Genomic DNA, 16,917 nt, shown 5'->3' with positions numbered 1-16,917 from the left:
CTCGCAGCGATCGGACAGGAGGACGTGCGATGGCCATGCCGCTGCACCGAGATCTGATGACGCTCGAGGAGTTCGTCGCGCTGCCCGAGGACAACTCGGCGCGCTACGAGCTGCAGGAGGGGGTGCTCGTCGTGGCGCCGCGCCCGCGTCCGCTCCACCAGGATGCGATGTTCCGGCTCGGGACGCAGATCGATCGGTGCCTGCCACCCGAGTTGACCATGCTGCTCGACGTCGACGTCGTGGTCCAGGCGGCGGATCCGGCGACGGTCCGGTCGCCGGATGTCGTGGTCACCACCGCGAGCACCGACGTCGACCGGCTCACCGCCTCGGACGTGTTGCTCGCCGTCGAGATCATCTCGCCGGGCTCCCGCAACGTCGACCTGCACCTGAAGCCCTTCGAGTACGCCGACGCCGGCATCCCGCACTACTGGGTGGTCGACCTCGATCCGCCGGCGCCCACGATCACCGTGTACGGGCTGGGCGCCCCGGGCGACGGCTACGTCGAGAGCCAGACGGCCACGGGCGAGCTCGTCGTCCAGGAGCCGTTCGCCATGCGGATCGACATCTCCGCCCTGGTCGCGCGCCGGGGCGGTGCCAGCCGATCGGAGGGGTGACCGGGAGCGCCGGTCGTGCCTACTGTCGAAGTTCCCCGTCGACGACGACTGGAGCGCCGCATGACGCGTCTGAGGTTCGGCATCTTCCTGGCCCCGTTCCACCCGGCGGGTGAGAACCCGACCACGGCGCTGCAGCGCGACCTGCAGCTCGTCGAGCACCTCGACGCGCTGGGGTACGACGAGGCGTGGATCGGCGAGCACCACTCCGCGGGCTCGGAGATCATCGCATCGCCCGAGATCTTCATCGCGGCCGCGGCCGAGCGCACCCGGCACATCCGCCTGGGCACCGGCGTGATCTCGCTGAGCTACCACAACCCGCTCTGGGTGGCCGAGCGCATGGTGCTGCTCGACCACCTCACCCGCGGCCGCGTGATGCTGGGCGTCGGGCCGGGCTCGCTGCCCACGGACTCGGCCATGATCGGGCTGAACCCGACCGACACCCGCGAGCTGCTCGACGAGAACCTCGACATCGTCATGCGGCTGCTGCGCGGCGATGAGCCGGTCACCGCCACCACCCGCACCCACCGGCTGATCGACGCCCGCCTGCACCTGCGCCCGTACTCGGACCCGCTTTCGACGTGGCCGTCGCCGCGGTGGCCTCGCCGACCGGCCCGCGACTGGCGGGCCGGCACGGCATCGGCCTGCTCTCCATCGGGGCGACGCTCACCAAGGAGGGTTTCGACGCCCTCGCCCACCACTGGAACGTCGTGCAGGAGCGGGCCGCGGCGCACCAGCGGGGCGTCGACCGGGCCTCGTGGCGGCTGGTCGGCCTGATGCACGTGGCGGAGACGCGCGAGCAGGCCTACCGGGAGGTCGAGCACGGCATCGAGCAGTGGTTCCGCTACTTCCAGAAGGTCGCCGCGTTCCCGCAGATGGCGGTGGAGGGCGGCGACGTCCGGGAGATGATCGAGTTCATCAACGAGGCCGGCATCGGCGCGATCGGAACGCCCGACGACGCGGCCGCGCAGGTGCAGCGGCTCGTCGACCAGTCCGGCGGGTTCGGCGCGATGCTGCTGCTCGCCCACGAGTGGGCGAACCCGCAGGCCACCCGCCGGTCCTACGAGCTGATCGCGCAGCACGTCATGCCGCGCTTCCAGGGCCATGCCCAGCCCACGCTCGACGCGAAGGCGCGGGCCAGCCAGACCCGCTCCGGCCACGCGGAGCAGCAGCTGGCGGCCGTCGCGCACATGACCGAGAAGTACGAGAAGGAGCGCGGCGCCTGAGGGGTCAGTCCCGCGTGCCGAACATGCCCGTGAAGCTCGCGCGGTAGACCTCCAGGTCGCCGCGGTGCAACCGGCCGCGCAGCCGCACCAGACCCAGGCCCGGGCGGCTGCGCGAGCGCCGCGCCTCGAGCACCTCCATCGACGCCCGCAGCGCGTCGCCCGCGAACACGGGGGCGGGCCAGGCGATCTCGTCACCGCCGGGGGAGCCGAGCGACGTGGCCCGCGCCAGCACGCCGTCGGCGTAGGCGCGCATCCACAGGCTCGCGGTGAACCAGCCCGACGCCGCGAGCGCGCCGAAGATCGACGCCTTCCCGGCCTCCTCGTCGACGTGGAAGGGCTGGGGGTCGAAGCGGCGGGCGAAGGCGAGCATCTCGTCGCGGTCGACGACCGTGGTGCCGAGGTCGAAGACGCGGCCGGCGGTGAAGTCCTCGAAGGCGAGTTCCGGGGCCATGCCGGTCACCGCCCCACGATCGCCAGCGCGGCCTTGTGGACCGCGCCGTTGGAGGCGAGCCCGTCCCCGCCGGCGAACGTCGCCGCGCCGGAGAGGTCGGTGAGCGCGCCGCCTGCCTCGGTGAGGAGGGGGACGAGGGCGGCGAGGTCCCACGGGTTCGCGGCGGCGTCCACGGCGATGTCGAGCACGCCCTCGGCCACCAGGCAGTACTGCCAGAAGTCACCGAAGGCGCGGGTCTCCCAGCAGGCGTCGACCAGCCGCAGGTAGTCCTCGCGGCGGCCGAGCTCGGCGAAGGTCTTGACGTCGGTGGTGGACAGGTAGGCGTCGGCGAGCTCGCCCACCCCGGAGACGGCGATCCGCCGTGTGCCCTGCGCGTCGGAGGTCCACGCGCCCTCGCCGCGCGCGGCCCACCAGCGCCTGCCCAGCGCTGGCGCGCTCGCCACGCCCACGACCGGCACGCCGTCCACGGCCAGCGCGATCAGGGTGGCCCAGACCGGCACGCCGCGGGAGAAGTTCTTGGTGCCGTCGATCGGGTCGATCACCCAGCCGCGCTCCGCGTCGGTGACGGCGCCGCCGCGCTCCTCGCCGAGCACGGCGTCGTCCGGGCGCTCCGCGGTGATCACCTGGCGCAGCGCGTCCTCGACGGCCGTGTCCGCGTCCGTGACGGGCGTGCGGTCGGGCTTGCGGGTCACGCGCAGGTCGGCGGCCCGGAAGCGGGCGAGGCTGAGCGCGTCGGCGGTGTCCGCGAGGCGCAGGGCGAGCTCGAGATCGGCGTACACGAGGGGCAAGCCTGCCTCATCCACCGGCCGAGCCACTGATCCGCTCCCGCAGTCGGCCGCGGGCAGGCGTGGGGGAGTGCTGCGCTCAGAGCGAGCAGGCGAACGCGTGGATGTCGCGGACGGTCGCGCGGTACGCGTCCGGGACGGCCTGCCGGAAGGACATGTCGGCGCCGTGGGTGAGGCCGAGGTTGACCTTCCCCACCACCGGCACGCCGGCCCGCTGCAGCGTGCGGAAGTACGCGATGCCCTCGTCGCGCAGCGGATCCAGCTCGTTGACCGTGATCACGTGCGGTGGCAGGCCCTCGACGTCGGCGGTGGTGGCGAAGTAGGGCCAGCAGAGCGGGTTCTCGGCGTTCTCGCCCGTCGGGTCGTAGACCGAGACGAGCAGGTCCATCATCGCGCAGCCGATGTAGTGGCCGTCGTTCTCGACCATCGACGGTAGCTCGCGCAGCTTGCGGTCGGTGGGCCACCCGTAGCCGCCGCTGATGTAGGGCACCATCGCGTAGACGCCGTCGATGCGGTCCAGCCGCCCGTCCCGCTTGGCCTTGAGCGCGGTGGCGAGCGCGAGGTTGGCGCCGCCCGACTCCCCCTCCACGACGACCGTCGAGATGCCGAGGTCGGCGCGGTGCTCGTGGACCCAGTCGAGGGCGGAGCCGCAGTCGTCGAGCCCGGCGGGGAACGGGTTCGCCCCGCGGGGTGTCCAGGCGTTGCGGAAGTCGACGGTGACCACCACCATCCCGGTCGCGGCGAGGTCACGGCTCCACTGCCGGTGCACCTTGTTGTCCGCCTCGATGATGGTCATACCGCCGCCGTGGATGTAGACCACGGCGGGCAGCGGGCCGGCCGCGTCGGCGGGCCGGACGATGTGCAGCGCGATGTCGTGGCCGTCCACTCCGCGCACTGATTCGGTCCGGGTCGACACCTCGACCGGTGCCTCCCCGGGCCACTCGGCCGGCAGCGCGGCGTAGAGCCCCTCGAACGCCGCATGGGCACCGCCGACGTACTCGGCCACGGCGGCGGGCTCGGCGCTGCGGTCCAGCGGTGGCGGTGCGGCGTGCCCGTCCAGGCCGAGGGCGCCCAGCGCGGCCCGCAGGCCCGGGTGCAGCCGCGGGTCGGTGCGGAGGCTCACCGACGGGTCGTGGAGCCGGCCCTCACGCCGGGCGCCGGGCGCATGCGCCATTTCGCTCATCTGTGGCCCCTTTGCAACACGAGCAGGATGTGTTGCATGCGACTGTGTCCTGCGACACTCTGAAGTGTCAAGACGACGGGAGGCGACATCGTGGCGGTGACCCCGCTGCAGGCGCAGCTGGCCGGGGTGGATGCCCGCCCGGGGGCGCTCGACGCTTTCCGCCGGGCGCGCCGGACGTTCCTCGAGGGCCGCCGCGTCGACATGGGGGTCCTCGCCCGGGAGCTCGGCGTCAACCGGGCGACCCTCTACCGCTGGGTCGGCTCCCGGGAACAGCTGCTGGTCGAGGTCCTCTGGTCATTGGCGCAGCAGACGTTCGCCACGCTGCTCGCCGACCCGGCCACCCTGCAGCCGGGCCGGAGCCGATCGGCGTCGGTCCTCGACGCCTGGGTGCACGCGGTGATCCAGAACCCCGGCATGCGGGCGTTCGTCGAGCACGAGGGAGAGCTCGCGATGCGGCTGCTCACGACGCGCGCGACCGACTACCAATCGCGGCAGCTCGGTGTCGTGCACGACATCCTCGCCGAGGACCTCGACGCGGGCCGCGTGCAGAGCGAGATCCCCCTCGAGGACCTCACGTACGTCGTCGTCCGGATCCTCGAGTCCTACGTCTACCTGACGCTGACCACCGGGGAGCAACCCGACGCCGACCGAGCGGGGCGCGTGCTCCACGCGCTCCTGCCGGCGGTCCCGGCGAAGGAGCGCCCGCCTGCGGACACCGGCCGGTGATCGGTGCTGCCTAGACTTGCCGGGTGACCACCGTCCTGCTCGCCGAGGACGACGCCGCGATCGCCGAACCGCTGTCGCGCGCGTTGCAGCGCGAGGGCTACGCCGTCGACGTCGCCACCGACGGCGTCGCGGCCCTCGAACGCGTCCGGTGCGGCCAGGTCGACCTGCTCGTTCTCGATCTCGGCCTGCCCGGGATGGACGGTCTGGAGGTCTGCCGCCGGGTGCGGTTGGACGACCCGGACCTGCCGGTGCTGATGCTCACCGCGCGCACCGACGAGGTCGACTTCGTCGTGGGCCTCGACGCGGGCGCCGACGACTACGTCGGCAAGCCGTTCCGGCTGGCGGAGCTGCTCGCGCGGGTGCGGGCCCTGCTGCGCAGGCTCACGCCTGAAGCCGTCGAGGTCGGCGGGGTCCGGATGGAGCTGTCCGGGCGCCGGGTGCTGGTGGACGGCACCGAGGTGGGGCTGGCCAACAAGGAGTTCGAGCTGCTGCGCGTGCTGCTGCTGCGCGCGGGCCAGGTCGTCACGCGCGAGGAGATCCTGCGCGAGGTGTGGAACGACCCGGACATGAAGACGTCCAAGACGCTGGACATGCACATGTCCTGGTTGCGCCGCAAGATCGGTGGCGAGCGCCGCATCGCGACGGTGCGCGGCGTCGGCTTCCGGTTCAACCACGACTGACCGGGGGCGGGGAGCGGTGCGCCGGCGGATCCTGCAGTCCACGTTGCTCGTGGTCGCGATCACGGCGCTCGTGCTGGGCGGCCCGCTCGGGATCACCACGTGGCAGCTGGTGGAGGACATCCACCGCGCCGACCTGACGTCGCGCCTCGAGCAGGTGGCCGCGCGGCTGGACACGCCGGGGGCGCGGATCGACCGCGCGTCGATCGAGCTCGCGGTGCCGACCGGCGGGCGGCTGGTGCTGCAGCGCGCCGGGGAGCCGGAGCACGTGATCGGCGCGGACGTCGGCGCCGACCCGGTGTCGGAGTCGCTGCCCTTCGGGCCCGGCGACGTGCTGACGATGCAGGAGCCGCTGTCGCTGATGCGCACCGAGCAGGTGCAGGTCACGCTGGTGGTGCTGTTGCTCGTGGTGTTGTCGGTCGGCACGGGGGCGGTGGTCGCCACGGTGACCGCGCGGCGGTTGGCCGAGCCGCTGCGCGGGGTGGCCGACCGCGCCGCCCGGCTCGGTGCCGGCGACTTCCGCGCCGTGCCCGGCCGGCACGGCATCCCCGAGCTGGACCGGGTGTCGGACGTCCTCGACACCTCCGCCATCGCCCTCGCGGACCTGCTGCAGCGGGAGCGCGCGCTCGTGGGTGACGTGTCCCACCAGCTCCGCAGCCGGCTCACCGCGCTGCAGCTGCGGCTCGACGAGCTCGCCTCGCACCCCGACCCGACGGCGCGGTCGGAGGCTCTGGCCGCCCTCGAGCAGGCCGAGCGGCTGGCCGAGGTGCTCGACGAGCTGCTGGAGGCCGCCCGGGCGGCGCGGGCCGCAGGGGCGGAGCTGCAGGACCTGCGCGAGGGGCTCACCGCGGCCGCGGAGGAGTGGCGGCCCGCCCTGCGCGCCGCGGGCCGGTCGCTCAAGGTCCGGGTGCCGGAGGGGCTGTTGGCGCGGGTCACCCCGGCGCGGATCCGCGAGGCCGTCGGCGCGCTGGTCGACAACGCCATCCAGCACGGTGCCGGCACCGTCACGCTCAGCGCGCGGACCGCAGAGGGCGGCCTCCTGATCGAGGTCGCCGACGCGGGCGCGGGCGTGCCGGAGGAGCTCGTGCCGCACGTCTTCGACCGCGGGGTGTCGGTCGGCTCGTCCACGGGGCTCGGGCTCGCACTCGCCCGCGCGCTGGTGGAGGCCGACGGCGGGCGGCTGGAGCTGTCGCGCGCGCGGCCGCCGGTGTTCACGATCTTCCTGCCGGCCGCCCGGGCCGACGACGTGGTGGGCGTCGCGCCCCGCCGCGGCTCCGCTCCCCGCTGACCGTGTTTGCGAACGATGTCCGCAAACGGCTATCCTCACTTTGCAAACACTGTTCGCGAAGGAGGGCGTCATGACGACGCGGTACGCGCACAACGGGCCGGTCTCGATCGCGTTCGAGGACCTCGGCGGCGCCGGTGGCCGGCCCCTGCTGCTGGTGATGGGCCTCGGCGTCTCACGGTTCTGGTGGCCGCCGGGCCTCGTCGCCGAGCTCGTCGGGCGGGGGTTCCACGTCGTCGCCTACGACCAGCGCGACGCGGGGCAGTCCACCCACTTCGACGACCACGCCGCGGGCCACCCGCTCGCGACCCTGCTGCGCGGCCGGCGCGTCGCCTACACCGGCGAGGACATGGCCGACGACGCCGTCGCGGTGCTCGACGCGCTCGGATGGGCATCCGCGTACCTGTTCGGCCACTCGATGGGCGGCCTGCTGGCGCAGCGCGTCGCACTGCGCCACCCCGGCCGCGTCCGCGGGATCGCGGTGTCGGCGGCGGTGCCGAGCGACGCCGGGTCGCTCGGCGTGCTGCGCTACGTCCGCCTGGGATTCGTGGCCCGGATGTCGCGGCTGCGCTTCCCGGACGGGCCCGACGGCGACCTCGTCGCCGGGCTGGCGCTGGCCCGGGCGGTGGCCTCCCCCGCGTACCCGTTCGACGAGGACGCGGCGCGGCTCGTCGTCGACCGCGAGCGGGCGGTCGGGGTGCGCAGCGGCGTACGGGACGCGGCGGCGCAGGGCCGGCAGACGGGCGCGCCGTGGAGCGGTCCCCGGCTGGCCGCGCTGCGCGTGCCCGCGGTCGTCCTGCACGGCACGGCCGACCAGGTGCTGCGGCCGGCCGGGGCCCGCGTGACCGCCGCGGCGATCCGCGGTGCACGGCTCGTGCTCCTGCCCGGGGTCGGTCACGACCTGCCGCGGGAGCTGTGGCCGCGGGTGGCGGACGAGGTGCGTGCCGTCGCCGATCGCGTGGAGGGCCGGTAGGCGGAGCGGAGCCCACGAGGTCGATCCCGTCTCAGTCCGTGCCGTCGCCCTCCGGACTGAGGCGTCGGGATACGGCGTGCAGCCATTCCGAATTCCAGGTGAGACCTCCCGCACGCAAGTCGTCCACGAGGTCGTTCACCCATCGCAGCTCGGTCTCGGTGATCGCGCGCTGGTACTCGTCCTCCAGCATGAACAACCGGGGCAGGCCCATTCGATCGGCGCGCTCGGCGTCAGCGCCGGCCCGCCGCAGCCGTTCCCGCAGGCTCTGCGCCCGGTGTTCCAGCAGGTCGGCGGCCCGCTCCGGGGTGAGGTGCGGCAGTGCGGCCAGTGCCACGGGGAACTCCGGGAACTCGCGGGCGGGAGCGGAGAGCATCTGCCGCAACCACTCCTCCAGAGTGCCGTGCCCGTGGTCGGTGAGCCGGTAGATCGTCCGCTCGGGACGGCCCGGCGCGCGCTCCGTGTCCGCCACCGCGATGAGCTCGGCACGCAGTAGCCGGTCCAAGGTCTGGTACACGCTGTTGCGCTGGGCGATGTTGACGATCCGGTCCTTCTGCCGGGCCTTGATCAACTGCTGCATCCGGTAGGCGTGCATCGGCTCCTCGGCCAGCAGCAGCAGTAGTTGCACCGCCAGGGGCGAACGCCGGTGCGTGTGATGCGGCACCTGGTCACCTCCACATCGTCGTCATGCCGGGCCGATGGTGGGAGTCATCCTATGTATAGTCATAGTATGACTAGCGGTGAAGTGGGCGGGCGATGACCAAGGCGCTGATCATCGGAGGAGGTATCGGTGGCCCGGTCGCCGCGGCGGCGCTGCAGCGCGCCGGTATCGAGGCGGTCGTCCACGAGGCCCACGCCGGTCCGGGGGACAACTTGGGCACCTTCCTCACGCTGGCGCCCAACGGCCTGGCCGCCCTGCGCACGGTGGGCATGCTCGACGCGGCGCGGCGGGCGGCCGCTTTTCCCACGACGGGCATCGAGTTCGTCAACGGGTCCGGCCGGCGCCTCGGGAGGTTGGGCGACGGCTCGGAGCGGGGCCCGGCCGAGTTACGCACCATCACCATCAACCGGGGCGACCTGCAGCGCGCCCTGGCCGAGGCCGCCCGGGACCAGGGCATCCGGATCGAGTACGGCAAACGCTTCACCCGTTACACCGAGACGGACTCCGGGGTGGCCGCCGAGTTCGGCGACGGCTCCTCGGCCGAGGGCGATGTCCTGCTCGGGGCCGACGGAATCCACTCCCTGGTGCGGCGCTTGATGGACCCCGAGGCCCCGAACCCGGCATACACGGGGCTCCTGGGGATCGGCGGGTACCTCGAATCCTCGGACGTCGCGCCCACCGCCGAGGCCACGACGCGGATGGTCTTCGGCAAGCGGGCGTTCTTCGGCTACCAGACCGGGCCTTCGGGCGAGGTGTTCTGGTTCGCCAACCTCGGGCATTCCGAAATGACCGCCGAAGAGATCGCCGCCCGCGGCGACGACGATTGGAAGTCCCACGCGCTGGCGTTGTTCAGCGACGATCTTCCGGACATCACCACGATCATGCGGGCTGCCGAACCCTCGCGGTTCCGACCGCTCGGCACCTACGACCTGGCATCGTTGCCCCGATGGAGTCGGGGCCGGGTGGCACTCCTCGGTGATGCCGCCCACGCCGTGTCCAACTCTAGCGGCCAGGGCGCCTCCCTCGCGGTGGAGGACGCACTCGTCCTGGCTGCCTGCCTACGGGACCTCCCCGACGCCACCCGGGCGTTCGCCGCCTATGAGCATCGGCGCCGCGCCCGGGTGGAGCGGATCGCGGCTGAGGGGCGCAGGCGCGGCAATCAAAAGGTGGGCTCGGCCCATCCCGCGGCGCGGCTGGTACGGGACATGTCACTGCGGGTGGTGTTCGCGCTGATCGCCCGGTTCGGCAGCCAGGCGTGGATGAACGACTACCGCGTCGACTTCGAGGGGTCGGACTCCTCGCCAGGGCTCCGATGCTGACGTTCGCCTGCGCTCAGCCGGTGGGGACCTGGCGCCGCACGTCCTCGTCGGGGAAGACGAACCGGCGGAAGGCCCACCAGCGGAACGCCATCCCGGCGAGGACGCCGATGATCTGGCCGCTGACGAAGTCGGCGATCCCCTCGGTGAGCGGGCTCACCTGGGGGACCTCGAGGTGGAACACGTAACGCGAGATCGCCAGCGGCGCCGTGTACACGGCGACCCCGATCCCGCTCACGAGGAAGAACAGCGCGGCCTCGTGGTGGCGTTCCCGGCCACCACGGGTGCGGAAGGACCACTCGCGGTTGAGGACGTAGGACGCGATCGTGGCCACGAGCACTGCCATGATCTTGGCCGTGAGCGGCTTCTCCTCGAGCACGGTGGCCTTGAGCAGCAGGAACACCGCCGTGTCGATCACCCACGTGGTGCCGCCGACGAGGGCGAACTTCACCAGTTCCCGGTGCTTGATGGCGATGTCGCGGTAGGGCTGCGGGATGATCGCAAGCGCCGACTCGACAACGGACACCTGCTCGATCGTGCCAGACGCCGGTGCCGCGGCACCCGCCGGTAGGCTCCCTGCACCGTGGACGCCTCCCGATCGCACTCCGCTGGGGGCCTTCCCGTCGTCGGGATGGTCGGTGCCGGACAGCTCGCGCGCATGACGCACCAGGCCGCGATCGCGCTCGGCCAGTCGCTGCGCGTGCTCGCCGTCGATCCGGCCGACCCCGCCGCGCTCGTCTGCGCCGACGTGCACGCCGGCGCGGCCTCGGACCTGGCGGCCCTGCGCTCGTTCGCGCGGGGCTGCTCGGCCGTCACCTTCGACCACGAGCAGGTGCCCCAGGAGCAGCTGCGCGCGCTCGTCGCGGCGGGCGTCCCGGTCCACCCGCACCCGGACGCGCTGCTGCACGCGCAGGACAAGCTGGTGATGCGCCACCGGCTGGCCGGGCTCGGCCTGGTGGTGCCGGCGTTCGCCGAGGTGCGCGAGCCGGGGGACGTGGGGGCGTTCGCCGCCGAGCACGGCTGGCCGGTGGTGCTCAAGGCCGCGCGCGGCGGCTACGACGGGCGCGGCGTGTGGATGCTGCGCGAAGCGCAGCCCGAACTGGTCGCCGAGCTGCTCGCGGCCGGCACCCCGCTGCTCGTGGAGCAGGCCGTCCCGATGCGCCGCGAGCTCGCCGCGCTCGTGGCCCGCTCGCCCTACGGGCAAGCGGCGGCCTGGCCGGTGGTGGAGACCGTGCAGGAGGACGGCCAGTGCGTGCAGGTGCTCGCGCCGGCTCCCGGCCTGGACGAGGACGTGGCCGCGCGCGCCCAGGAGATGGCGCTGCGGGTGGCCGCCGAGCTGGGCGTCACGGGGCTGCTGGCGGTGGAGCTGTTCGAGCGGACCGACGGGGTCATGGTCGTCAACGAGCTCGCGATGCGCCCGCACAACTCCGGGCACTGGACGATCGAGGGCTCCCGCACCTCCCAGTTCGAGCAGCACCTGCGCGCCGTCCTGGACTACCCGCTCGGCGCCACCGCGCCCACCGCGCCAGCCGTCGTGATGGCCAACGTGCTCGGTGCCGCGCAGGAGCCGGCGATGTCGGTCGACGAGCGGGTGCACCACCTGTTCGCGCGGTTCCCCGACGTCAAGGTGCACCTGTACGGCAAGGCCGAGCGCCCGGCGCGCAAGGTCGGGCACGTCACCGCGCTCGGCGCGGACATGGCCGCCGTGCGGGAACGCGCGGCGCTCGCCGCGGCGTGGTTGTCCACGGCGCAGTGGCCCGACGGGTGGTCGGTGCACGAGAACGCACAGGAGGCGCACGGTGTCTGACCCGCGGGTCGGCGTGATCATGGGCAGCGACTCGGACTGGCGCGTGATGCGCGCCGCCGCCGAGGCGCTCGCCGAGTTCGAGGTGCCCCACGAGGTGGGGGTCTACTCGGCCCACCGCACGCCGCAGCGCATGCTCGACTACGCGACGAGCGCCGCCGGGCGGGGCCTGCAGGTGGTGATCGCGGGTGCCGGCGGCGCGGCGCACCTGCCCGGCATGGTGGCCGCGGCCACGCCGCTGCCGGTGATCGGGGTGCCGGTGCCGCTCGCGCAGCTCGACGGGATGGACTCGCTGCTCTCCATCGTCCAGATGCCGGCAGGCGTGCCGGTGGCCACGGTCGCGGTCGGCGGGGCGCGCAACGCCGGCCTGCTCGCCGTCCGGATGCTGGCGACGGGCGACGCCGGGCTGCGCGAGCGGATGGTGGCGTTCCAGGCCGACCTCGCGGAGTCGGTGCTGGCCAAGGACGCGGCGCTGCGCGACGCCGCCGCGGGGACGTGATCCGCGGAATTCTCGTGGCGCGCCCGCGTCTCCCGGTCGTAGTGTGGCCGTACACAGGAGAGGAGGTGGTCCAGCGTTGAATAGCAACTGGGCATGTGAGGTGGCTGTCCGCTAGCACCACTGGACTCGTTCCGACGGCCGTCAGTGGAAGCCGGTGTGGTGCCGGCGAATCCCAGGCAGTCACCCGTGGTCCCCGGGCCCGAGCCCGTCCAGCTCGGCGTGCGCAGCTCCTGCTGCGGCCCGGGGATCACGCATGTCCGGCCTCTCCCGACGGGGGTTTCCCCCACCCGGATCCCGGGGTCATCCCCAATGATCTTCGGTGGCGATCGCAGGACGATCGACGGGTCGGAGGGCTGCGCGGCGGCCCGCTCCAGTCGGGAGGCCCCAGTGTCCAGCTCCTTTGCCGAAGTGCGGTCGTGGCACCGACCGTTGGTGGTCATGGTGGCCGCGATGGCCGGACTGGTCGTCGTCGCAGGCATCGGGCTCGTCGTCGACGACCGGCAGCTGCTGACCGAGTCGATCTGGGCGAAGCCGTTCAAGTTCGCGGTCTCGTTCGTCCTCTACGGCGCGACGCTCGCCTGGATGCTGCCGAGGCTGCGCCGGGCCCGGCGCACGATGTGGACCCTCGGCACGGTCTTCGCCGTCACCGGGATCGTCGACGTCGGGTTCATCGCGCTGCAGGCCGCCCGCGGCACGTTCAGCCACTTCAACACCAACACCGACCCGATCAACGCCATCGGCCAGCAGGTCTTCCAGTCCGGCGTGATCGGGCTCTTCGGGGCGAGCCTGCTGATCGCCGTGATGCTGCTGTTCCAGCGGGTCGGCGAGCCCGCGCTGACCTGGGCGCTGCGGGCCGGCGTCGCGCTGGCCGCCCTCGGGATGCTGGTGGCGTTCTCCATCGTCGGGTCGGGTCCCGGCCCGCGGGTCGTGGAGGACGCGAACGGCACCCCGGTCCGGCTGTCGGGGCAGCACGGCATCGGGGTACCTGACGGCGGCGGCATGCCGATCACGAACTGGAGCGTGCAGGGCGGGGACATGCGGGTGCCCCACTTCGTCGGCCTGCACGCCATCCAGGTCTTCGTGCTCGCGGTGCTGGTCCTGCGCGCCGCGGCCACGCGGGTCGCCTGGCTGCGCAGCGAGCGCGTGCGCGCGCAGCTGACCGGGGTCGCGATCCTCGCCTACACCTGCGTCTTCGTCATCACGGCATGGCAGGCGGTGCGGGGCCAGTCGCTGGTCCACCCCGACGCCGCTACCTGGACCGCCGTCGGGGCGACGGCCGCGGTCACGGTGCTGCTGACGGTCGGGATCGTGACGCGGGCCCGCCTGCGTCCGCCGGTGGCGGGCCGGCACCGCGCCACGGCGGAGCCGCTCGTGCGCTCCGGGGCGGCGTGAGGGCCGCCTGCCGGATTGCTGCCTGCCGGATTGCTGCAACCGGGCGGGGCCGGGCGCTCACAGGCCGAGCCGCTCCACCGCGTCCTCCAGCCGCTTCGCCACCGCGTGCAGCCCGGCGCGCTCCGTGGGCTCGCCGGGCAGCATCGTGGCGACCCGGCGGAACCGCTCCTTGGCGGCCGGGAGCCCCGTGGCCGGGGCGCCGTCGGCGAGCCAGGCGCGCAGGGCGAGGTTGTGCGCGGCCACCACGGACGCGCCGATCACGGCGGCGCGCAGCTCCCCGTCGGGCTCGCCGGTGAAGCGGCTGCGCAGGTGGCGGGTGAACAGCCGCCGGTAGTGGTCCACGCGGGCCGACTCGCGGTCGCGCAGCACGGGCACCTCGTGCGTCAGCGCGAAACGCTGCACCGACAGCGCGGGGTCCTCGGCGTAGAGGTCGAAGACCGTCTCCCCGGCCCGGAGCACCAGCGAGGCCGCGGGCTCGTCGGGGTGGGCGGCCTCGAAGACCTCCGCGATCCGGGCGAGGGCGGCCTCGTGGTCGGGGGAGACCGCGTCCTCCTTGCTGCGGAAGTAGCGGAAGAACGTGCGCCGCCCGACGCCGGCCGCGGCCGCGATGTCGTCGACCGTCGTGTCCTCGTAGCCGCGGGTGCCGAACAACCGGACGGCGGCCGCCACCAGTTCGCGCCGGACCTCGGCCCGGCCCTCCGGGGAGCGGCCGCGGCGGGTGGCCCCAGTCATGGCACGCAGGGTAGCAACCTCCTTGAGTAGTGGCACGTAGTGCCGTTAAGCTGGCGCACATGAACCCCGACTTCGACATCTACCGGCTCAGCGACGAGCACGAGGCGCTGCGCGAGGCGGTGCGGGCGCTCGCCGAGAAGGAGATCGCCCCGTACGCCGCGGAGGTCGACGAGCAGGGGCGCTACCCGATCGAGGCGCAGAACGCGCTGGTCAAGGCGGGGTTCCAGGCCGTCGTCATCCCGGAGGAGTACGGCGGCCAGGGCGCCGACGAGCTGTCGGGCTGCATCGTGATCGAGGAGGTGGCGCGCGTGTGCGCGTCGTCCTCGCTCATCCCGGCCGTCAACGGGCTGGGGCTCACGCCGATCCTGCTCTCGGCGTCCGACGGGCTGAAGCGGCAGGTGCTGCCGTCCATCGCGGCGGGGGATGCGATGATCAGCTACGCCTTGTCGGAGCGCGAGGCGGGCTCGGACGCCGCGGCGATGAAGACCCGCGCGCGCCGCGACGGCGACTCCTGGGTGCTGAACGGCACCAAGTGCTGGATCACCAACGCGGGCGAGTCCACGTGGTACACGGTCATGGCGGTGACCGACCCGGAGAAGGGCTCAGGCGGGATCTCCGCGTTCGCGGTGCACCGCGACGACCCGGGCTTCGAGGTGGGCCCCAAGGAGCGCAAGCTCGGCATCAACGGCTCGCCCACCCGCGAGATCTACTTCGCCGACTGCCGGATCCCGGCCGACCGCCTCATCGGCGCCGAGGGCACAGGCTTCAAGACCGCGCTCGCCACCCTCGACCACACCCGCCCGACGATCGGGGCGCAGGCGGTCGGCATCGCCCAGGGTGCGCTCGACGTCGCCACCGCGTACGTCAAGGAGCGCAAGCAGTTCGGCAAGCACCTCGCCGAGTTCCAGGGCCTGCAGTTCATGCTCGCCGACATGGCGATGAAGGTGGAGGCGGCGCGGCAGCTGGTCTACGTCGCCACCGCGCGCGCCGAGCGCGGCGAGCCGAAGCTGGGGTTCATCTCCAGCGCGGCGAAGTGCTTCGCCTCCGACACGGCCATGAGCGTCACCACCGACGCCGTGCAGCTGCTCGGCGGCGCCGGCTACACGCGGGACTTCCCGGTGGAGCGGATGATGCGCGACGCGAAGATCACCCAGATCTACGAGGGCACCAACCAGATCCAGCGCATAGTGATGGCGCGGGCGCTGCTCAAGGGCTGACCCGCCGCCGCGGTCACGGCACCGCGCGGTCCGCCGGTCCCGTCGCGCTCCCGCGTCCCGGAGCGCCGGGCGCGTCCAGCAGCTGCGCCGCCCGGGCGGCCAGCTCGCTGTCTACGACCACCTCGTACGCGTCCGCGCGCACGCCCGGGACGGAGGAGAAGTCCCGCCGCCCGCCGCTCATGGCGTGCCCGAGCGCGCCGAGGACCGCGCCGAGGACGGCGCCGACCACCAGCCCGTACAGGGCGAGGAGCAGGCCGGAGATCAGCGGGTCGACCCAGCTGAACACCCCGAACAGCCACCCCAGCAGCGCCCCGATGACGGCGCCGGACACGGCTCCCTGCAGGGCCGCGCGTCCGGTCGTGAGGCGTCCGGTCACCTGCTCGTAGCTGCTGAGACCGCGTCCGGCGATCGCCGTGCGCTCCACCGGGAAGCCGTTGTCGGACAGGTGGTCGACGACGCGTTCGGCCTCGGCGTAGGTCGCGTAGGACCCGAGCACCGTCTGGCCGCTCGCCTGCGGCGCGGCGTGCTGTCCCGGCTCGGTCATGCTCCATCACTCCTTCGTCCGTCGGTCGCCCCCGCAGTACCCGCGGTGCGGGCGGGGAACCGGGACGCGACCGGGGGGCACCCGGACGTGACGGGATCGTGACCGTGCAGGTCAGGCCAGCCGGACGGTCGTGCGCTCGGTGGCGGCGCGGCGGCCCATCGCCTCCTCGTCGGGGTGGCGCACCTGCACCAGCGACGCCTCCGCGGCGAGCACGGCGAGCAGGCCGTCGCGCAGCCCGTCGCCGGTGCTCCAGTCGAGCGTGGACAGGACCCGGTCCCCGCGGGAGATCCCCAGCTCGCCCGCCCGCGCCCGGGCGCAGGCGAGCACCTCGCCCACCGTGGCCCCGGCGAGCGCGGGAGCGTTCTCGGGCACCGGGCTCCACGGTACGAACTCGTCGCCCTGCAACCGGACCTCGGTGGCGAAGTCGACGACCCCCGCAGGCAGGCCGGGCACGCCGGCGCCGAACGCGTCGAGCGACAGCGCCACCACGCCGCCGGCCGGCTCGACGCCGAGCGCGAGGTCCACGCGCTCGGCGTCGCACAGCACCCACTCGGCCTCGGCCGGCTCGGTGACCGTGGCCCCGCACCACCACGCGGCGAGCAGCACGGCGGCGGTCTGCCAGTGCGCGGGCAGCAGGACGGCGACGGGCGTGCCCGGCTCGACGTCGCACTCCTCGCGCAGCAGGTTCGCCGCCTTGGCGGCCCAGTTCGCGGTGGTGGTGGCGGAGAGCTCGACGCGCTCACCGGTCGCGTCGTCGTAGAAGGTGATCAGCGGGCGGGCGGCGGCCGCGCCCGAGAGCAGCGGGCCCAGCAGGGCGGCGGTGAGCGTCACGGGACGC

The 16,917-nt window shown here is 73.5% G+C and carries 18 protein-coding genes and 1 pseudogene; 11 read left to right on the top strand and 8 right to left on the bottom strand.

Going from position 1 to position 16,917, the window contains the following annotated elements; all coding sequences use genetic code 11:
* Nucleotides 1–29: 29 nt before the first annotated feature.
* Together FB558_RS09770 and FB558_RS45660 are read left to right on the top strand one after the other, a co-directional pair.
* Nucleotides 30–614 carry a Uma2 family endonuclease gene (locus FB558_RS09770; protein ID WP_142050627.1) on the top strand — a complete coding sequence of 195 codons (585 nt, stop codon included), beginning with the start codon at nucleotides 30–32 and terminating at the stop codon, nucleotides 612–614.
* Nucleotides 615–674: 60 nt separating this feature from the next.
* A pseudogene (locus FB558_RS45660) lies at nucleotides 675–1,837 on the top strand (LLM class flavin-dependent oxidoreductase).
* Nucleotides 1,838–1,841: 4 nt separating this feature from the next.
* On the opposite strand, the gene FB558_RS09760 reads toward FB558_RS45660, so the two are convergent.
* From FB558_RS09760 to FB558_RS09750, 3 genes are all read right to left on the bottom strand, one after another.
* Nucleotides 1,842–2,288: a MaoC family dehydratase gene (locus FB558_RS09760; RefSeq protein ID WP_142053946.1), complete on the bottom strand. Its 447-nt coding sequence runs from the start codon at nucleotides 2,286–2,288 to the stop codon at nucleotides 1,842–1,844.
* Between the two features lie 5 nt (nucleotides 2,289–2,293).
* Nucleotides 2,294–3,076, bottom strand: a complete 783-nt coding sequence (hisN, locus tag FB558_RS09755) for a histidinol-phosphatase (RefSeq protein ID WP_246106344.1) — start codon at nucleotides 3,074–3,076, stop codon at nucleotides 2,294–2,296.
* 76 nt (nucleotides 3,077–3,152) lie between these two features.
* Nucleotides 3,153–4,256, bottom strand: coding sequence for an alpha/beta hydrolase (locus FB558_RS09750; protein ID WP_246106343.1), 1,104 nt, complete (start codon nucleotides 4,254–4,256; stop codon nucleotides 3,153–3,155).
* A gap of 90 nt (nucleotides 4,257–4,346) precedes the next feature.
* Between FB558_RS09750 and FB558_RS09745 the strand changes: the two genes are divergently transcribed.
* The 4 genes from FB558_RS09745 to FB558_RS09730 all read left to right on the top strand — a co-directional run bounded on the left by FB558_RS09745 (nucleotide 4,347) and on the right by FB558_RS09730 (nucleotide 7,917).
* Complete coding sequence (locus FB558_RS09745; protein ID WP_142050624.1) at nucleotides 4,347–4,982, top strand: QsdR family transcriptional regulator; 636 nt, start codon at nucleotides 4,347–4,349, stop codon at nucleotides 4,980–4,982.
* A 23-nt stretch (nucleotides 4,983–5,005) separates the two neighbouring features.
* Nucleotides 5,006–5,662, top strand: a complete 657-nt coding sequence (locus tag FB558_RS09740; protein ID WP_142050621.1) for a response regulator transcription factor — start codon at nucleotides 5,006–5,008, stop codon at nucleotides 5,660–5,662.
* Nucleotides 5,663–5,678: 16 nt separating this feature from the next.
* The gene (locus tag FB558_RS09735; RefSeq protein WP_142050618.1) at nucleotides 5,679–6,947 is read left to right on the top strand and encodes an ATP-binding protein; all 1,269 of its coding nucleotides are present in this window, start codon (nucleotides 5,679–5,681) and stop codon (nucleotides 6,945–6,947) included.
* A 70-nt stretch (nucleotides 6,948–7,017) separates the two neighbouring features.
* A complete protein-coding gene (locus FB558_RS09730) occupies nucleotides 7,018–7,917 on the top strand; it encodes an alpha/beta fold hydrolase (RefSeq protein WP_142050615.1) in 900 nt (299 codons plus the stop codon).
* Between the two features lie 31 nt (nucleotides 7,918–7,948).
* Here the strand turns inward: FB558_RS09730 and FB558_RS09725 are convergent, their stop codons facing one another.
* Nucleotides 7,949–8,578, bottom strand: coding sequence for a PadR family transcriptional regulator (locus FB558_RS09725; RefSeq protein WP_211366252.1), 630 nt, complete (start codon nucleotides 8,576–8,578; stop codon nucleotides 7,949–7,951).
* Between the two features lie 92 nt (nucleotides 8,579–8,670).
* On the opposite strand from FB558_RS09725, the gene FB558_RS09720 reads away from it, so the two are divergent.
* Entirely contained in the window at nucleotides 8,671–9,894 is a 1,224-nt protein-coding gene (locus FB558_RS09720; protein WP_142050612.1) for an FAD-dependent oxidoreductase, read from the top strand.
* A 13-nt stretch (nucleotides 9,895–9,907) separates the two neighbouring features.
* On the opposite strand, the gene FB558_RS09715 is transcribed toward FB558_RS09720, so the two are convergent.
* Entirely contained in the window at nucleotides 9,908–10,417 is a 510-nt protein-coding gene (locus FB558_RS09715) for a GtrA family protein (RefSeq protein WP_142050610.1), read from the bottom strand.
* Nucleotides 10,418–10,474: 57 nt separating this feature from the next.
* Here FB558_RS09715 and FB558_RS09710 point away from each other — a divergent pair, with 57 nt between their 5' ends.
* From FB558_RS09710 to FB558_RS09700, 3 genes are all read left to right on the top strand, one after another.
* Nucleotides 10,475–11,698 (top strand): 5-(carboxyamino)imidazole ribonucleotide synthase, encoded by a 1,224-nt coding sequence (locus FB558_RS09710; RefSeq protein ID WP_281288583.1) that lies wholly within the window; start codon nucleotides 10,475–10,477, stop codon nucleotides 11,696–11,698.
* A complete protein-coding gene (purE, locus tag FB558_RS09705; RefSeq protein ID WP_211366249.1) occupies nucleotides 11,691–12,194 on the top strand; it encodes a 5-(carboxyamino)imidazole ribonucleotide mutase in 504 nt (167 codons plus the stop codon). The genes FB558_RS09710 and purE overlap by 8 nt, the downstream gene beginning before the upstream one ends.
* A 450-nt stretch (nucleotides 12,195–12,644) precedes the next feature.
* Nucleotides 12,645–13,586 carry a hypothetical protein gene (locus FB558_RS09700; protein WP_211366246.1) on the top strand — a complete coding sequence of 314 codons (942 nt, stop codon included), beginning with the start codon at nucleotides 12,645–12,647 and terminating at the stop codon, nucleotides 13,584–13,586.
* Between the two features lie 57 nt (nucleotides 13,587–13,643).
* Here the strand turns inward: FB558_RS09700 and FB558_RS09695 are convergent, their stop codons facing one another.
* On the bottom strand, nucleotides 13,644–14,318 hold the full coding sequence (locus tag FB558_RS09695; protein WP_142050604.1) for a TetR family transcriptional regulator: 675 nt from the start codon (nucleotides 14,316–14,318) through the stop codon (nucleotides 13,644–13,646).
* A gap of 59 nt (nucleotides 14,319–14,377) precedes the next feature.
* Here FB558_RS09695 and FB558_RS09690 point away from each other — a divergent pair, with 59 nt between their 5' ends.
* Nucleotides 14,378–15,535 (top strand): acyl-CoA dehydrogenase family protein, encoded by a 1,158-nt coding sequence (locus FB558_RS09690; protein ID WP_142050602.1) that lies wholly within the window; start codon nucleotides 14,378–14,380, stop codon nucleotides 15,533–15,535.
* Nucleotides 15,536–15,548: 13 nt separating this feature from the next.
* On the opposite strand, the gene FB558_RS09685 is transcribed toward FB558_RS09690, so the two are convergent.
* Nucleotides 15,549–16,079: a YflT domain-containing protein gene (locus FB558_RS09685; protein ID WP_142050599.1), complete on the bottom strand. Its 531-nt coding sequence runs from the start codon at nucleotides 16,077–16,079 to the stop codon at nucleotides 15,549–15,551.
* A gap of 111 nt (nucleotides 16,080–16,190) precedes the next feature.
* A complete protein-coding gene (locus FB558_RS09680; RefSeq protein ID WP_142050596.1) occupies nucleotides 16,191–16,910 on the bottom strand; it encodes a TIGR03089 family protein in 720 nt (239 codons plus the stop codon).
* Between the last annotated feature and the right edge of the window lie 7 nt (nucleotides 16,911–16,917).

The sequence above is a fragment of the Pseudonocardia kunmingensis genome, assembly GCF_006716445.1.
GTDB lineage: Bacteria > Actinomycetota > Actinomycetes > Mycobacteriales > Pseudonocardiaceae > Pseudonocardia > Pseudonocardia kunmingensis.
Note: the sequence above shows the minus strand (reverse complement) of the source record. Positions and strands in the feature narration are given on the sequence as shown.